The sequence below is a fragment of the Pontibacter deserti genome, from assembly GCF_023630255.1.
Taxonomy (GTDB): domain Bacteria; phylum Bacteroidota; class Bacteroidia; order Cytophagales; family Hymenobacteraceae; genus Pontibacter; species Pontibacter deserti.
Genome location: NZ_JALPRS010000001.1, coordinates 1,543,880 through 1,559,223, shown reverse-complemented (window position 1 = coordinate 1,559,223; position 15,344 = coordinate 1,543,880). Strand labels below are relative to the sequence as shown.

11 protein-coding genes are annotated in these 15,344 nt (G+C 44.5%); 8 read left to right on the top strand and 3 right to left on the bottom strand.

Annotation, left to right across the window (positions count from 1 at the left end):
• Window positions 1-18 precede the first annotated feature (18 nt).
• A complete protein-coding gene (locus tag MJ612_RS06690; protein ID WP_187032620.1) occupies window positions 19-774 on the bottom strand; it encodes an SDR family oxidoreductase in 756 nt (251 codons plus the stop codon).
• Window positions 775-1,031: 257 nt separating this feature from the next.
• Between MJ612_RS06690 and MJ612_RS06685 the strand changes: the two genes are divergently transcribed.
• Together MJ612_RS06685 and ppsA are read left to right on the top strand one after the other, a co-directional pair.
• Window positions 1,032-1,658, top strand: coding sequence for an SRPBCC family protein (locus MJ612_RS06685; protein ID WP_187032619.1), 627 nt, complete (start codon window positions 1,032-1,034; stop codon window positions 1,656-1,658).
• Window positions 1,659-1,852: 194 nt separating this feature from the next.
• Window positions 1,853-4,306, top strand: a complete 2,454-nt coding sequence (gene ppsA, locus MJ612_RS06680; RefSeq protein ID WP_187032616.1) for a phosphoenolpyruvate synthase — start codon at window positions 1,853-1,855, stop codon at window positions 4,304-4,306.
• A gap of 33 nt (window positions 4,307-4,339) precedes the next feature.
• On the opposite strand, the gene MJ612_RS06675 is transcribed toward ppsA, so the two are convergent.
• Window positions 4,340-4,912 carry a CDP-alcohol phosphatidyltransferase family protein gene (locus MJ612_RS06675; RefSeq protein WP_187032614.1) on the bottom strand — a complete coding sequence of 191 codons (573 nt, stop codon included), beginning with the start codon at window positions 4,910-4,912 and terminating at the stop codon, window positions 4,340-4,342.
• Between the two features lie 255 nt (window positions 4,913-5,167).
• Here MJ612_RS06675 and MJ612_RS06670 point away from each other — a divergent pair, with 255 nt between their 5' ends.
• Both MJ612_RS06670 and MJ612_RS06665 read left to right on the top strand, forming a co-directional pair.
• Window positions 5,168-5,779, top strand: coding sequence for a hypothetical protein (locus MJ612_RS06670; protein WP_187032612.1), 612 nt, complete (start codon window positions 5,168-5,170; stop codon window positions 5,777-5,779).
• Between the two features lie 325 nt (window positions 5,780-6,104).
• Entirely contained in the window at window positions 6,105-6,968 is an 864-nt protein-coding gene (locus tag MJ612_RS06665) for a hypothetical protein (protein WP_187032610.1), read from the top strand.
• Between the two features lie 70 nt (window positions 6,969-7,038).
• On the opposite strand, the gene MJ612_RS06660 is transcribed toward MJ612_RS06665, so the two are convergent.
• Window positions 7,039-7,959, bottom strand: coding sequence for a bestrophin family protein (locus MJ612_RS06660; protein WP_187032608.1), 921 nt, complete (start codon window positions 7,957-7,959; stop codon window positions 7,039-7,041).
• Window positions 7,960-8,249: 290 nt separating this feature from the next.
• On the opposite strand from MJ612_RS06660, the gene MJ612_RS06655 reads away from it, so the two are divergent.
• The 4 genes from MJ612_RS06655 to MJ612_RS06640 all read left to right on the top strand — a co-directional run bounded on the left by MJ612_RS06655 (window position 8,250) and on the right by MJ612_RS06640 (window position 15,338).
• The gene (locus MJ612_RS06655; RefSeq protein WP_187032606.1) at window positions 8,250-9,392 is read left to right on the top strand and encodes an acyltransferase family protein; all 1,143 of its coding nucleotides are present in this window, start codon (window positions 8,250-8,252) and stop codon (window positions 9,390-9,392) included.
• 181 nt (window positions 9,393-9,573) lie between these two features.
• Window positions 9,574-10,215 carry a phosphoribosyltransferase gene (locus tag MJ612_RS06650; protein ID WP_187032604.1) on the top strand — a complete coding sequence of 214 codons (642 nt, stop codon included), beginning with the start codon at window positions 9,574-9,576 and terminating at the stop codon, window positions 10,213-10,215.
• On the top strand, window positions 10,188-11,366 hold the full coding sequence (locus MJ612_RS06645; RefSeq protein WP_250419079.1) for a CapA family protein: 1,179 nt from the start codon (window positions 10,188-10,190) through the stop codon (window positions 11,364-11,366). Before MJ612_RS06650 ends, MJ612_RS06645 begins: the two co-directional genes overlap by 28 nt.
• A 168-nt stretch (window positions 11,367-11,534) precedes the next feature.
• Window positions 11,535-15,338 (top strand): ATP-binding protein, encoded by a 3,804-nt coding sequence (locus tag MJ612_RS06640; protein ID WP_187032602.1) that lies wholly within the window; start codon window positions 11,535-11,537, stop codon window positions 15,336-15,338.
• The last annotated feature ends 6 nt before the right edge of the window (window positions 15,339-15,344 follow it).

Below are 15,344 nucleotides of genomic sequence, written 5' to 3'. Positions count from 1 at the left end.
CTAGTATAAATTCTTCTGCTAACGAGCTACCCAGCCTCCATCTACCACCATGGCATGGCCTGTTGTAAAGGAAGAAGCATCAGAACACAGCCAGATAGCGGCCTCTGCAATCTCATCCGGTTCACCAAAACGGCCCATAGGTTCTCCCGCAACCATAGACTCTTTCGAAACTTTGTTTTTTTCCATAAAGCGATCGATCATGGCTGTTTGTATAGCGCCGGGGCACACAGCATTTACCCGGATACCAGATTGAGCATACTCCAGGGCAGCAGTTTTGGTAAGGCCAATAACTGCATGCTTCGATGCAGTATAAATAGGGATTCCCGGGAAACCGATCACTCCGGCGATGGAGGAACAGTTAACAATAGCTCCTTTGCCTTGTTGCAGCATGTGCGAGATCTCATACTTCATACAGAGCCACACACCCTTCACGTTAATACCTATCACTTTCTCAAAATTCTCTTCAGTAGCTTCGTGTGTGGGTGCGGAAGCACCTTCAATACCAGCATTGTTGAAAGCGTAGTCTAATCGGCCAAAGGTGCTTACAGTTTGTTCTACCATATTCCGGACATCACTGTCTTTCGACACATCACACTTTATAAAAATAGCCTCACCGCCGGCAACTTTAATATTATTTACTGTTTCCGGGTCTTCCACCCAATCTACAACAGCTACTTTTGCTCCGCGCTGTGCAAACAAAATGGACGTTGCTCTACCAATACCAAAGCTCCCACCTGTTACAATGGCAACTTTATCCTGAAACGGTTTTTCCATAGTAAGTCTTTTAGGTTAGAAATTATTACCTGCTTTAACGCTTTTTATTTAGAAACAACTTGCAGGAAGTAGGGTGAGGGAAGTCTGCGACTGCTGTAAAATAATGATGAATATTCTATGGTATATTATAACTATTGTTTTATAAATAATACGTAAGCTAATAAAAGTAAGCCATGCTTTACTGGCTATCAGCGCTTAGGTTTAGTAAAAGAAGTTAGGCCTGATGGTGTTTGAACCTAAAGTATATAGTAGTACAGATGGGCGGGAGAAGATCTAACAGTTCCGGTAAGTGGGTAATAGCTGCGCTAGTTGCTTATGTAGCCGTTGTTGCCATTTTCAGGAGGAAGTATGTTAACTGGGGGAGTACTAAAGAAGAGCAGCTACAGCCTTTGCCCGGAGATGAATTAATGGACCATGCGTCTGCACATCATGCCATTACCATACATGCACCTGTAACGGAAGTATGGGCCTGGCTGGTGCAGATAGGGCAGGACCGGGCCGGATTTTATAGTTACTCTTTCCTGGAAAACCTTGTGCGGGCAGATATTCATAATGCTGATAGTATTGTACCGGAATGGCAACACCTGAAAGCCGGTGACACCATCAGGCTTGGCTCCCGAAAAGTATACGGCGACAAAACACTGCTGCGCGTGACAGCGCTGGAAGAAAATCATTTTATAGTATTACAGGGCTGGGGTGCTTTTGTACTTCAACCGTTGGATGCGCATACTACTCGTTTCATCATTCGTTCTCATGGGCAAAAAGAGGGGTGGCTAAAACGCATGCTGCTCTTCCTGCTATTCGACCCGATACATTTTATAATGGAGCGCAGAATGATGCTTGGTATAAAAGAAAGAGCTGAGCGTAAGATTAACATTGATTAACAATGACTTATTGGTCTGTAGATTGATGGCATGGTAACCGTCACTTTATGAGGTAGAAGCAATTCACCCTAAAGTATAGTTTCTACCTGCTTTTTAATGTATCACCTGTTGTACTAAAGGGCTGCCCTTCCCATTACAGATCATCCTTACTGATTTTACATTACACTTTAGTAGTTATTACCCAGTATTCTCATATGGCACCTTTCATTAAGTTTTTTAAAGATATCAGTTACCAGGACCTAAGTAAAGTAGGAGGTAAAAATGCATCGTTGGGTGAGATGTATACTCAACTGAACCCTGCAGGTATAAAAGTGCCGGATGGCTACGCGACCACTGCTGATGCATACTGGTTTTTTGTTGACCAGAATAACTTGCGGGAGGAGTTAACTCAAGTACTGGCCGGGCTGGATCGGGAGCACTTCAATAACCTGGCAGATGTGGGGCAAAAGGCAAGAGCGCTTATACTTGAAGCCAAATTACCAATTGAGTTACAACAGGAAATTGAAAAAGGCTATAACTACCTGGTTTCCCGGTATGGAACAGATATTTCTCTGGCTGTAAGGAGCAGTGCCACTGCCGAAGACTTACCTACTGCCAGCTTTGCGGGCCAGCTGGAGACCTACTTAAACGTGCGTGGTCTGCAAAACCTGTATAAAGCCTGCCACCACAGCTACGCCTCGTTGTTTACAGATCGGGCAATAAAGTATAGAATTGATAATGGGTTTGAACATATGCAGGTGGCGTTATCGGTTGGTATTCAGATGATGGTTCGTTCGGATTTAGCCAGTTCCGGCGTCATTTTTACCCTGGACCCAGATACAGGTTTTGAGAATGCGATTGTTATATCCGGTTCCTGGGGGTTGGGTGAGAATATAGTGCAGGGCAACGTAAATACAGACGAATTCATCGTGTTTAAACCAATGCTCGACGTAGCCAGACAACCTATTATCTCACATAGGCTGGGCAGCAAACTTAAAACTATGGTGTATGCTGAAAATAATGCAGTTGAGCTCCAAAGCCCGGCTGATGCAATTGTTAACCTGGATACTCCCGAAGAGAAGCAGGAGCAATTTATACTGGCCGATGAAGAAGTACTGCAACTTGCCAGGTGGGCACAAAAGATAGAAACACATTACCAGAAGCCTATGGACATTGAGTGGGCAAAAGATGGTATAACCGGGGAATTGTTTATAGTGCAGGCAAGGCCCGAAACGGTGCAGAGCCAGCACAAGAACCAGGCATTCTTTACAGAATACACGCTCCAGGAAAAAGGGAAGATACTTTGTGCGGGTATAGGCTTGAGCAACCGCATTGTAACAGGTATAGCCCGTATACTTCACTCACCCAGCGAAATAGACAAACTACAGGAAGGGGAGGTATTAGTTACCCAAAAAACAGACCCGGACTGGGACCCGATACTGAAAAAAGCCATCGCTATTGTAACAGAACAAGGTGGCCGTACCAGCCATGCTGCCATAGTAGCCCGTGAAGTGGGCGCTGTGGCCGTGTTAGGAACAAACAACGCTACCCAAACTATAACAGACGGGCAGGAAGTAACTATCTCGACAGCTGACGGTGAAACAGGCTACGTGTATGAAGGCCGCCTGAAATGGTCGGAACACAAAATAGATCTGAGCAAGCTGGAAAGGCCACATACCAAAGCCATGCTTATTCTTGGCGATCCGGAGCAGGCATTTAAATATTCTTTTCTGCCAAACGATGGGGTGGGGCTGATGCGCATGGAGTTTATTATTAACAATGCAATACAGATACACCCCATGGCACTAAAGCACTTTGAAAGTATAGCCGACAAAGAAACCCGCGAAAAAATAGAAAAGCTGACGCACCATTATCCAAACAAAGAAGATTACTTTATTGAGAAGCTGGCTGAAGCCACAGCCACTATTGCGGCTGCTTTTTACCCGAAAGATGTGATTGTCAGGATGAGCGACTTTAAATCTAATGAGTATGCCAACCTGGTTGGAGGCAGGCAATTTGAGCCCCAGGAATCGAACCCAATGATAGGGTTACGCGGCGCGTCGCGGTATTACCACCCGCTGTACCAGGACGGGTTTGAACTGGAATGCCGTGCCATGAAAAAGGTGCGTGATGAAATGGGGCTGACTAATGTGAAGCTGATGATCCCGTTTTGCAGGACCGTTGAAGAAGGTAAAAAGGTAATTGAGCTTATGGCTAAGTATGGCCTGCAGCGCCGAGAGAATGGCCTGGAAATTTACGTGATGGTGGAGATACCAAGTAATGCCCTGCTTGCCGAAGAATTTGCGGAGATAGTTGATGGTTTTTCTATCGGATCGAACGACCTGACCCAGCTCACATTAGGTGCAGACAGGGATTCCGGGTTACTGAGTGGTATCTTCAGCCCTTTTGATGCGGCGGTGCAGCAACTGATTATAATGACTATACAAAAAGCCAAGCAAACAGGTACAAAAGTTGGGCTTTGCGGGCAGGCACCAAGCGACTATCCGAAGTATGCGACGTTCCTGGTTGAGAGTGGCATTGATAGTATTTCCTTTAACCCGGACGCCTTCTTCAGAGGAGTAGAGAATATGGTACAGGCAGAACAGGAGCTTCAGCCATTAGTAAAACAACCTGCAGGTGTGCAGGGGCCGGGGGCAGCAATTTCCTGAACAAGAATCAAAAATCAGGTGTGCTAAATGGTATCACCTCTTTTTCTGTAAAATCCAGTAAAGCCCTTTAACATCTGCCTGCCACTCCGGTAACACAAACACAAGTATGATCTCTTCCAGCAATTCTATACCTGTAAGTATGGCCATTACATAGAACAGCGGGTAAAGTGGCTCAGGCAGCAAGAATAGCAGTATCAGGAAAATTCCGCTAAGTATGGCTGCTATTTTAGCCAGGTAGGTATGGAAACTACTTATCCGGTTGTAACGGATCAGGGCTAAAACTGTCTGGATAAAGTATAAGCCAAGCACAACGGCTATAACAGCTACGTTTTCCCGTACAAAATCCCCTCTAAAAATAAACATACCGGCAATTGCAGCAATAATCGTAAACTGATCTGCTATCGAGTCGAGCTTAGAGCCTAGAATACTTGCTGTTTTATACTTACGCGCCAGAAAACCATCAATGGCATCTGTAAAAAAACTAAGGGGCAGCAGCCACTTAAATAAGTCCAGCCTTTTGTAAAAGAGCAGCAGTAACAGCAAGAAAGCAGCGAGCAGCCGGTAAAGTGTAATCCCGTTAACTATAAAGTATGGCCCTTTCCTCATATAGGAGCAGAAATATCCAGAAGTATAAGCTGAATAACTAAACACATTGATAATCAGTGATTACACGTATAACTCTAAAAAGTTATGGCAGGTATAGGTAAAAGTTAAAGCACTGATAAACTTCTGAAAGCGAGGGGCTGGTAAAGCTTTTATCTGGTAAGGATGCTGCACTGTACCTACGTACTGCTGCACGTTATATCTTATTTAGTTATCAGAGGAATCTCTGTTAAAATGTACTACCTAAACTATACAGGCATGAAAAAAACACTACTTTTTATTGCTATAATGGCTGCAACCACAATAAGTGTTACAGGGCAAACAAAGACAAATATACCAGCACCGGAAATACAAATTAAAGCCGCTGTACTGGCTGCCCCATCAGATAAAAGGGCAGGGGCTACCGTGTATGGGTATAACCAGAAAGGGGAGTTTACACAGCTGCGAAAAGGTACCAACGAAATGATCTGCCTTGCGGATAACCCTAAGCAGAAAGGGTTCTCTGTATCTTGTTACCACCGCGACCTGAATCCGTTTATGGCCCGTGGACGGGAACTGCGGAAAGCAGGAAAGGCAGCGCAGGAAATATTTGCCGCCCGCGAAAAGGAAGTAAAAAGTGGTAAACTTAAGATGCCCGGACAACCAACAACGCTCTTTGTTTATACTGCTTCTGATGATGACTTTAATGCTGCAACCGGTGAAGTAAAGAATGGTTACCTGCGCTATGTAGTATATATTCCGTTTGCTACCGCAGAAAGTACCGGCCTGCCCCTGAAGCCTGAAGGTCCGGCTATGCCCTGGATAATGAACCCCGGAACACACGGCGCTCACATCATGATCAATCCTCCGAAAGATAAAGAAGGACAGTAGCCCGGCTGGTAACTATAAAGTTACAAAAATGCTGTTCCAGCTAAAGTCTTACTTTCTTAAGTCTTAGCATACACCAATCTAAAAAAACACCTATCCTTTAAAAGCCACTTCATCAGCCCGGTGAAGTGGCTTTTAACTTTTATCGGACTTACGAGCCAGCCAACGAACTTTCTTTTTCGGGATTTTGTAGCAAGGAAGATTTCTGCAGGTGAGAAGTAAGCTGCTTATAAAGCCTTGCAGAATGTTTAAAATCTGATGAACTACCATGCTCTTCAGTAGGAATGGTAGGTACCGAATAAAGAGTGATTGTTGAAACTTTGTGCGTATGAGGCAACTTTTAAGTATAACCCAGGTCGTCGCAGTATGTATGTTTTCTTTTTTGCTGGGATGCACAAAAGAGGAAATACCCGCTGAAACAAAAGCGATCAATAATATTCCTGTAATTACACCTGTAACACCACTATTGGCAGAAACTTCTGGTATTGCAGATAGTAAAGTAAACCCGGGTTATTTATGGGCGCACGAAGACGGGGGCAACCCTGCCCAGTTATACTTACTGCGTCATAACGGCGAGCTTGCGAAAACCATCTACTTAAAAGGTACTACTAACCGGGACTGGGAAGATATGTTATTGTCTGGTAATGAGTTGTATATAGCTGACATTGGCGACAATACAAAAGTAAACCAAGTGAACACGATCTATAAATTCCGGGAACCGGATGCCTCCACTGATACAGTTAAGAGTTATACAAGTATAAAATTTACCTACCCGGATGGCGCCCACGATGCAGAAGCTTTTTTGGTAGACCATGCAAGCAAAAATATTTATATCATTACCAAAAGAGATAACACCTCCAGGATCTATAAAATAAGCTTTCCTTGTAATACCAGTGCCACTAATACAGCCGAGCTGGTGGGTTCTTTGTCTTACAATGGGGTAGTCAGTGCAGCTTTGTCTGATGATGGCAGAGAGATAATAATAAAGACGTACACGCAATTATACCATTATGAACGGAAAGGGAACGAACCGATAGAGCAGACCCTGCAGAAGAACTATAACAACCTGCCTTATACCATGGAGCCACAGGGAGAAGCGGTTACTTTCTCAGTGAGCAGCAACGGGTATTTTACCCTGAGCGAAAAAGCCTTCGCCAATAATCTTAATCTATACTTTTACAGGTTGAGATAAGCCTTATCTTATAGTTTAGTTAGGCTATTGTTAACTGATAACGTGTAATTACCAATAGCTTATCTGCTGCTTAATTTAAAATATAAGGATCTTTACTTTCTGGGAATATGGGTGCAGGCTGATCTATTATTTCCAGAAGAGTGGTTTCGATCATCTGGCTCATGCTGTTCAGGGCAAGGTCGTTAGGGGCGATACCGAAAGGTTCTTCAATCTCGCTTATGATGGCATCCAGGGCCATAAAAGTATAGCCTACAAAAACCACGAAGAAAGGTGTCATCCACCCGATGCTGTCTACCAGACCAAAAGGCAGCAAAAAGCAAAAAGCATATACTGTACGATGCAATAATACACTGTAGGGATACGGAATAGGAGTGCCGGCAATTCGTTCGCAACCACCCACAATATCTGAAAGCTGGTTAAAATTATTGTCAAAGGCTGTCTGGGTGATCGTATCTATACTTCCTTGCTGTTTGCGGTACTGCACCCAAAGCCCCATTTCCTTCAGTAGCATGATGGGTTTATACCTGGCCTGTTGTAGAGCACTGGCCAGCGGAAGTGGCAGGAGCCGTTGCATGTCTTCTGTTGCATCTGTAAGTCTTAACTGGTGCTTTAGGGAGTAAGTAAAAGCAATCAGCAGATGAATGAAGTGGTGGACTTCTTTTGAGTCTGAGGATAGTCCGCTCATGGTAGCGCTTTGCCTTGCCAGTGAGCGGGTAACGTTAAGCAATGCGCCCCATAGTTTGCGTCCTTCCCAGAACCGGTCATAGCTTGCATTGTTCCGGAAGCCAAGAAATATAGCTAGAGCAATGCCTATCAAGGTAAATGGTGCAGGGTTAAGAGGTATTTTAAAATCGAACAACTTCCCACGCAGGTATACAACCAGCAGCGAAAGCACAAACAATGTAATAAGCCTCGGAAGTATCTCTTTCAGAACAGATCCCCGCCAAACAAAAAGCATCCTTAGCCAGTTAAGTTTTGGTCTTATTATCATGTTATCTGTGCGTGAGTGGCCGGAAACGAATTAAAGCGGCAAATTTAATGCATATAAACCATAGCTTATATGGTGGACTGATACCTTGTTTACTTCAAGAACGTTTCAAGATTTCTGTTCCGGATTACCTGCTGCCCTGATTCTGTTTAAAGGCAAGCTTCAAAATTCTCACAACATCAGAAGATCATCTTCAGGTTTTGTCAACTTTAAACTGTTCCTTTTTTGTAATTTTGCGGCCTGCTTTCTAAAAGGTTAAGTGGTGGGAGCAGCGTATAGGGAAAGCAGTTTTTATGAATAGCAAGCATACAGCACCAGGTTACATGGTGCAACTGGATGGGCTCAGGGCAATTGCAGTGGCAATGGTTATACTTTTTCACTGGACCCCGGAAGTAAAGGAAATGGGCTTGGGCGGCCTTGGCGTACAGCTCTTTTTCGTGTTGAGTGGCTACCTGATAACAGGCATTTTGTTAGATGCCCGTACAAAAGCCGAAAAGGTGGGTGCCGGTAAAGGGCAAATCATTAAAAGTTTTTATGCCCGCCGCCTGCTTCGTATTTTCCCGTTGTTTTACCTTGTGATTCTGCTTACCACTCTGCTCGGGTCTCATAACATGCTGTTATACTTGCCATGGCACCTGAGTTATCTTTCAAACATTGCTATTTTCTTGGAGGGCCATTGGATAGGAGAAGCTTCTCATTTGTGGTCTCTGGCTGTAGAAGAACAATTTTACCTCCTATGGCCGTTTGTAATCCTTTTCACCCCTAAGCGATACCTTACCTCTACAGTTATAGGATTTATACTGCTGGCCCCGCTATTTAAACTGACGTGTGCTTTCCTTGAGATAGGCGGGAGCAGGTTGGGCGTATTACCTATCAGTTCTTTTCATTTTTTAGGTGCCGGGGCATTGTTAGCTATAGTTGAGAAAAGCAGCAGGTTCAAAGAAAATGTAAGCTGGCGCAACTCCTTTGGGGTTTGGGTGCAGAGAGCAGGTATAGCCGGGTTAATAGTTTTCTCTTTTTTCCAGTTTGTACCTCACTTATTTTCTTTTAGTCCGGGAGTGGCCGTGCTGAAGGAGTTTGCAATCATTTTCCTTTTCATCAGCCTGACGATGGGGGCGGCACATGGATTTGCAGGAACGGCCGGCAGTTTACTTGCGGCAAAGCCAATGGTTTATTTAGGCCGCATCAGTTATGGTTTATACCTGCTGCACAACTTTGTTCCCTACTTTGTTACTAAACTCTTGAGACATTACCATATTAATGCTGAGGAGATGATTGGTGCTGGCGGGTTACTTTTTGTTTATACAGTTCTTTTGCTGCTGTTAAGTGCTTTTTTCTGGCATGTATTCGAGAGCAGACTAAACAAGTATAAAAGCCACTTCCCGTATGTAGCAAAACAGGAAAAGAAGGAGCTTCTGGTTAAAAGCAAAATGTAGCCCAGCACCATTGGGTAAGTAACTATACTTAATCTGCTACCAACCCAACGCGTTGATGCAACCGGTGTACCTGTTCAAATTACAATCGTAAAAAAGAAGAGGACAAAACGGTAAGAGCCATTGTGGCTTTATTAGGAATTGGTAAAGTATCGGAAGTATAAACATTGGTTAAATTCAGGCGATGTTCAGGGATCGGAAAGATGCTGCTTTACAGTTGGCAGAAGCGCTGGAGAAGTATAAAGGGAAAGGCGCCATCGTGTTAGGGATACCAAGAGGAGGTGCAGAAACAGCTTATTATGTTGCCCGGCATTTAGATGCTGACTTCTCTTTGCTGGTAGCTCGTAAACTGGGGCATCCGCATAACCCCGAATATGCAGTAGGAGCTATAGCAGAAGATGGAAGCATTTATTTAAACCCAAGTGCACAGGCCGGCCTGTCAAAAGAGTTGATTGAGAGGATAGAGGAGCAGCAGCAAGTAGAGATTGAAAGAAGAGTGAAAGCGCTGCGCAACGGGGAACCACTGCCTTCCTTAAAAGATAAAACGGTGCTGCTGGTAGACGATGGCATCGCTACCGGTTCTACAGTGTTTGCGGCAATTAAAATGTGCAGGAACATGGGAGCTGGTAAAATTGTAGTGGCGGCTCCGGTTTCTGGCTGGGATAAGCAAAAAGAGCTGCGTCAGGCAGCAGATGAAGTTGTAGTGCTGGAAACACCTGAGTTTTATTCCGGGGTGTCGCAGGTATATGCCTACTTCCGGAACCTGACAGATGATGAGGCACTGGCCTTTATGCAAAAGTGGAAAGCAGAGCATCAGGCTTCCTGATATTCCCTGTAATGACGTTCCCTTCAGTTGATTCCCCTTATATAGTTCTGTTTCTTTGCGGTGATGTAATGATTGGCAGGGGCATAGACCAGGTAATGCCAGATTCGGTTGATCCGCAGATTTATGAAAGTTATGCAAAGGATGCCCGGGACTATGTCAGGCTGGCGGAGCGAAAGAACGGTAAAATTCCAAAACCTGTAGATTACAGGTATATCTGGGGAGATGCCCTGCAGGTATGGCAACAGGTAAAACCCGACCTGAAGATCATTAATCTGGAAACAAGTATAACACTGCATAACACCCCCTGGCCGGAAAAAGAAGTACAGTACCGGATGCACCCAGAGAACGTGCAGGTGCTGACTGCTGCAAGTATAGATTTTTGCTCACTCGCTAACAACCATACCCTTGACTGGGAACGCCCCGGCCTGCTGGATACCCTCCAAACTCTTACTAAGGAAAAGATTGTTTTTGCAGGGGCAGGTCAAAACTTGCATGAGGCTGCTAAACCGGCTGTTTTACCCACCCGATCGGGGCGAGTTATTATACTTGCCTATGGTTCTGTTACAAGCGGAGTACCTTATACCTGGGCCGCAACCCCAAGTCTACCCGGCGTAAACCTGCTCCCCGATTTTAGCGATGACACCCTTAAAACCATTGCAGCACAGGTACAGCAACTAAAGCATACAGGTGATGTTGTTGTGTTTTCGGTGCATTGGGGAAGTAACTGGGGGTACGATATTCCTCCTAACCAACAACGCTTTGCACACCAGTTAATTGATGATGCCGGAGTAGATCTGGTATTCGGGCACTCTTCTCATCATCCTCGCGGCCTGGAAGTATACAAAAACAAGCTTATTATTTACGGAGCAGGAGATTTTATTAATGACTATGAAGGTATAAGCGGGCACGAACAATACCGCGACGATCTTTCTCTTATGTACTTCCCGAAGATTGATCCTGCATCCGGTGAGTTGATCTCTTTGCTGATGGTGCCGATGCAGATCAAAAATTTCAGACTTAACTATACTTCGCCGGAAGATGCAGCATGGTTAGCAAATGTGCTGAACAAGGAAAGTATAAAATGGGGTACCGAAATAGTACTCTGTCACAACAACCTGTTCTTAAAATGGAACAACAGGTATCCTTATTAAGCCGGAAACAGTTTAACATCCTGGTATCTTCAGAAACTGCTATTCATCGAGAAGAAATTTGCTGACCATATCGCAGATCATGCATTTTTTTCTTAGCTTCTGATTTCAAATCCGTTTGGATTTACCGCCATTACAGGCAACAATGCCTAAAAGTTTTACAAGATCAGGATGAGCACTACAGAAACAGAGAACTTAGAAAACATCTTCTGTGGCAACAGCCAGATGGCCTACGCCTTGCGAAACTATGACTGGGATAACTCTTCCTTAGGGCCTGTTACCGATTGGCCTGAATCGCTCAGGAACACCATCAGGCTTATGCTTACTTCGGCTTACCCTATGTTTGTGTGGTGGGGGGAAGAAATGATCATGTTCTATAACGATGCTTATATACCTGTGCTGGGTTCTAAACATCCGGCTGCGGTAGGTAAATCAGGTAAAAAGCAATGGAAAGAAATTTGGCATGTAATCGGGCCGCTTATGGAAAACGTGCTCAGGAACGGCGAAACGTGTTACCGGCAAAAAGACCTTCTCTACACTAAAAGGAACCGCATTAAAGAAGAGACTTACTATACTTACTCATACAGCCCGATATTTAATACAGATGGAAGTATAGGCGGTCTGTTTTGTGCCTGCCACGAAGATACACTACAGGTTCTGAGTGAGCGCAGGCTTACTACCATAAGCAGGATATCAGGAGTACGTACTGATATAACAGTAAACGATGCCCGCCTCGAAGTAATGCAGGTACTCGCTGAAAACAGGAGAGATCTGCCGTTTGTGTTACTCTATAAAGCAGAAGAAGGCAAATTTATACTTGATAACTATACCAAAGAAGCTTTTACCACTGATCTGCAAGATATACCTGAGCTGCTGCAACCACCAATATCCCTGCACAACCCGGAAGATGATGGCGCTTTAGTTGTAACTACTATACCTGCGGTTTTACGAAACCTGCTAAAAAAGCCGGAGCATGGCGTTTTACCCGATCAGGTAGCTGTAGTACCGGTAAAGGACGCAGGTCATAACATAATCAGGGGGTATTTTATAGTTGGTATAAGTGCCGTACTTCCCCTGAACGATGATTACCTGAACTTCTTTAAACTTCTTTCGTCGCAGGTTAATGCTACTGTTACCAATGTAAGGGCCTTTGAGCAGGAAAGACTGTTATCTAAAAAGTTGCTGGAGCTGGATAAAGCCAAAACAGACTTTTTCAGTAATGTAAGCCACGAACTCCGCACACCACTCACCCTGATCATGGGGCCACTGGAGTTGTTGCTGAACAAGCCCAATGCCTTCTCTGAAGAAGATAAAGAAAGCCTTCGCATTATGCAGCGCAACGGACTAAGGCTGCTCAAACAGGTAAACAATCTGCTTAGTTTTTCTTTTGTTGAAGCAGGCAGATATAAAGCCAGCTTTGTGCCCACCGCCTTGGCTTCATTTACAGGGGATCTGGCCAGTACTTTTGAGTCTGTTATGATGCAGTCCGGGTTAAAGTATAGAGTATCCTGTAATGCTATTTCGGAGCCGGTTTATGTGGATACGGATATGTGGGAAATGATCGTACTCAACCTGTTATCCAATGCCTATAAATTTACTTTATCCGGAAGTATAGGTATAGAACTGGTTGAAGAAGAGAACGATGTTGTGCTTCTGGTTTCTGATACAGGTGTCGGGATACCTGAAAAAGATTTGCCACATTTATTTGAGCGGTTCTATAGGGTGGAGCAGAATATCGGACGAACGTTTGATGGATCAGGTATAGGACTGGCACTGGTGGCAGAGCTTGTAAAGTTACACGGCGGCAGTATAAATGTTACAAGTACAACTGGTAAGGGGAGCACTTTTATAGTTACCATACCTAAAGGCAGGAGCCACCTGCCACAGGATAAAATTGGAACTGAAACGGAAGCCGACAGAAGTATACTTGGCCCACAGAAACCAGATGCACTATCTCTGGTAGATTCGGATCTTAACCATGTAAACCTCTCGGAAGATATGGTGGAGATTGTTGGTCTGAACGAAGATGAGACCCTGCCGATAGTTTTACTGGTAGATGATAATCTGGATATGATACAGTATGTATCGCGGTTGCTGAAAAAAGACTATCGTGTACTTACTGCTCTAAACGGACAGCAGGCGTTGGAAGTGCTGCGGCACCAGAAACCAGACCTTATACTTTCAGATGTGATGATGCCTGTGATGGATGGCGTAACCTTGCTGAACAAGGTGCGAAAGATACCAGAGCTTGTTGCAGTACCGGTTATACTATTATCGGCAAGAGCAGGGGAGGAAGATAAGGTACTAGGTTTTAATACAGGTGCTGATGATTACCTTGTCAAACCATTCAGTGCAAGTGAGCTTGTTACCAGGATCAGGTCTACCATCCGGAATGCAAAGCAACGGAACGAATGGAAAGTAAAAGAGCAGAAGTTGCTTTCCGACACGGCCGAAAGAAAAGAATTGCTTGAATCTATACTTAACAGTATAAGCGATGCCTTTTATCATGTAAACAATAACCTGGAATTTGTTTATGTAAACAACAGGGCACTGGAGATAACCAACAAAACAAGGGAAGAACATATTGGTAGAAACGTCCTTGATGTTTACCCGTACCTGGCCGGAAGTGAATTATATAAAACGATACAGGTGGCTTTACAAACGCTGCAGCCAGTTTCTGTAGAGTATTTTGATATAGAGTTGAGCAGGTGGTTTGATTGCAGGCTTTATCCAACAGCTAAAGGCTCAACCGGGTACTTTGCTGATATTACCGATCGGAAGCTGGAAGAAATTGCTCGGATAGAGTCTGAAAATAGGTTCAGGGAAGTAGCCAACGCAGCTCCTGTATTGATCTGGATGTCAGGAACGGACAAACTTTGCAACTTTTTTAACAACCGATGGCTTGAGTTCAGGGGCCGCACCTCTGAGGAAGAATACGGTAACGGCTGGACAGAAGGCGTGCACCCCGATGACCTGGAGAACTGCATACAAACATACACAAACGCTTTTGAAGCAGGCAGGCAGTTCAGCATAGAGTACCGGCTTCTGAATAAGGATGGAGAATATCGCTGGATACTGGATAATGGTTGCCCCAGATTTACACCGGATGGCCAGCTGTTAGGCTACATTGGTGCCTGCACCGACATTACGGAGCTGAAATGGGCAGAAACACTCCTGAGCAAGTATAACAGCGAGCTGGAAGCACGTGTCGCGTCGCGGACAGCGGAACTTCAGAAAGCAAATGATCAACTCAAGATTGAGATAAAAGAAAAGATCCGTAAAAAACAGGAGCTGATAAAATCGCATGAGCAATTGCATTCCCTGACGTCGCACTTGCAGGACCTGAGAGAGAAAGAGCGTAAATTGATAGCCCGTGAAATACACGATGATCTGGGGCAGGCGCTTACTGCGCTTAAAATAGAGATATTGCTGCTTTACGACCGCATAGAAGACAGCAGGAGCAAGTATAAAAATGTGATGCTGGAAAGTTTGGGCAGCATGGAAAAAGCCCTAGATGAATCGCTTATCTCGTTACGAAAGATCATTTCTCATTTACGCCCGTCTTTGTCTGACGACCTGGAACTGGTTTATGAAATACAAAAGCTTGTTACCGATCTTGAAAAACGCATAGGTATACCGATAGCTGTAAGATCGAGAGTAAAGAAGATAGAACTTGAACCAAACATAGCCATAGAAGTATACCGGGTGATGCAGGAATCAGTCACAAACATTATCAAACATGCCTGCGCCACGGCTGCCAGTATTGAGATTACAAAAGAAAATGATAAATTCAGATTTCTGGTAACCGATAATGGCATTGGTTTCGATGACAGCGTTCTGGCAGAGAAGCGGTCGTTCGGGATACTGGGCATTAAGGAAAGAGCGCAGCGTATTGGTGCAGACCTGATAATTGAATCTTGCCCGGGCAAGGGAACTACGGTGGAGTTGCTGGTAGATGCAACGCTTAAAAAATGAATTAAG

What these genes read in the sequence shown, in the direction of transcription:
- MJ612_RS06650 (WP_187032604.1), top strand. Translation starts at nt 9,574, where the DNA reads ATGTTCAGGGATCGGAAAGATGCTGCTTTACAGTTGGCAGAAGCGCTG.
- ppsA (WP_187032616.1), top strand. Translation starts at nt 1,853, where the DNA reads ATGGCACCTTTCATTAAGTTTTTTAAAGATATCAGTTACCAGGACCTA.
- MJ612_RS06655 (WP_187032606.1), top strand. Translation starts at nt 8,250, where the DNA reads ATGAATAGCAAGCATACAGCACCAGGTTACATGGTGCAACTGGATGGG.
- MJ612_RS06660 (WP_187032608.1), bottom strand. Translation starts at nt 7,959, where the DNA reads ATGATAATAAGACCAAAACTTAACTGGCTAAGGATGCTTTTTGTTTGG.
- MJ612_RS06670 (WP_187032612.1), top strand. Translation starts at nt 5,168, where the DNA reads ATGAAAAAAACACTACTTTTTATTGCTATAATGGCTGCAACCACAATA.
- MJ612_RS06640 (WP_187032602.1), top strand. Translation starts at nt 11,535, where the DNA reads ATGAGCACTACAGAAACAGAGAACTTAGAAAACATCTTCTGTGGCAAC.
- MJ612_RS06665 (WP_187032610.1), top strand. Translation starts at nt 6,105, where the DNA reads ATGAGGCAACTTTTAAGTATAACCCAGGTCGTCGCAGTATGTATGTTT.
- MJ612_RS06685 (WP_187032619.1), top strand. Translation starts at nt 1,032, where the DNA reads ATGGGCGGGAGAAGATCTAACAGTTCCGGTAAGTGGGTAATAGCTGCG.
- MJ612_RS06690 (WP_187032620.1), bottom strand. Translation starts at nt 774, where the DNA reads ATGGAAAAACCGTTTCAGGATAAAGTTGCCATTGTAACAGGTGGGAGC.
- MJ612_RS06675 (WP_187032614.1), bottom strand. Translation starts at nt 4,912, where the DNA reads ATGAGGAAAGGGCCATACTTTATAGTTAACGGGATTACACTTTACCGG.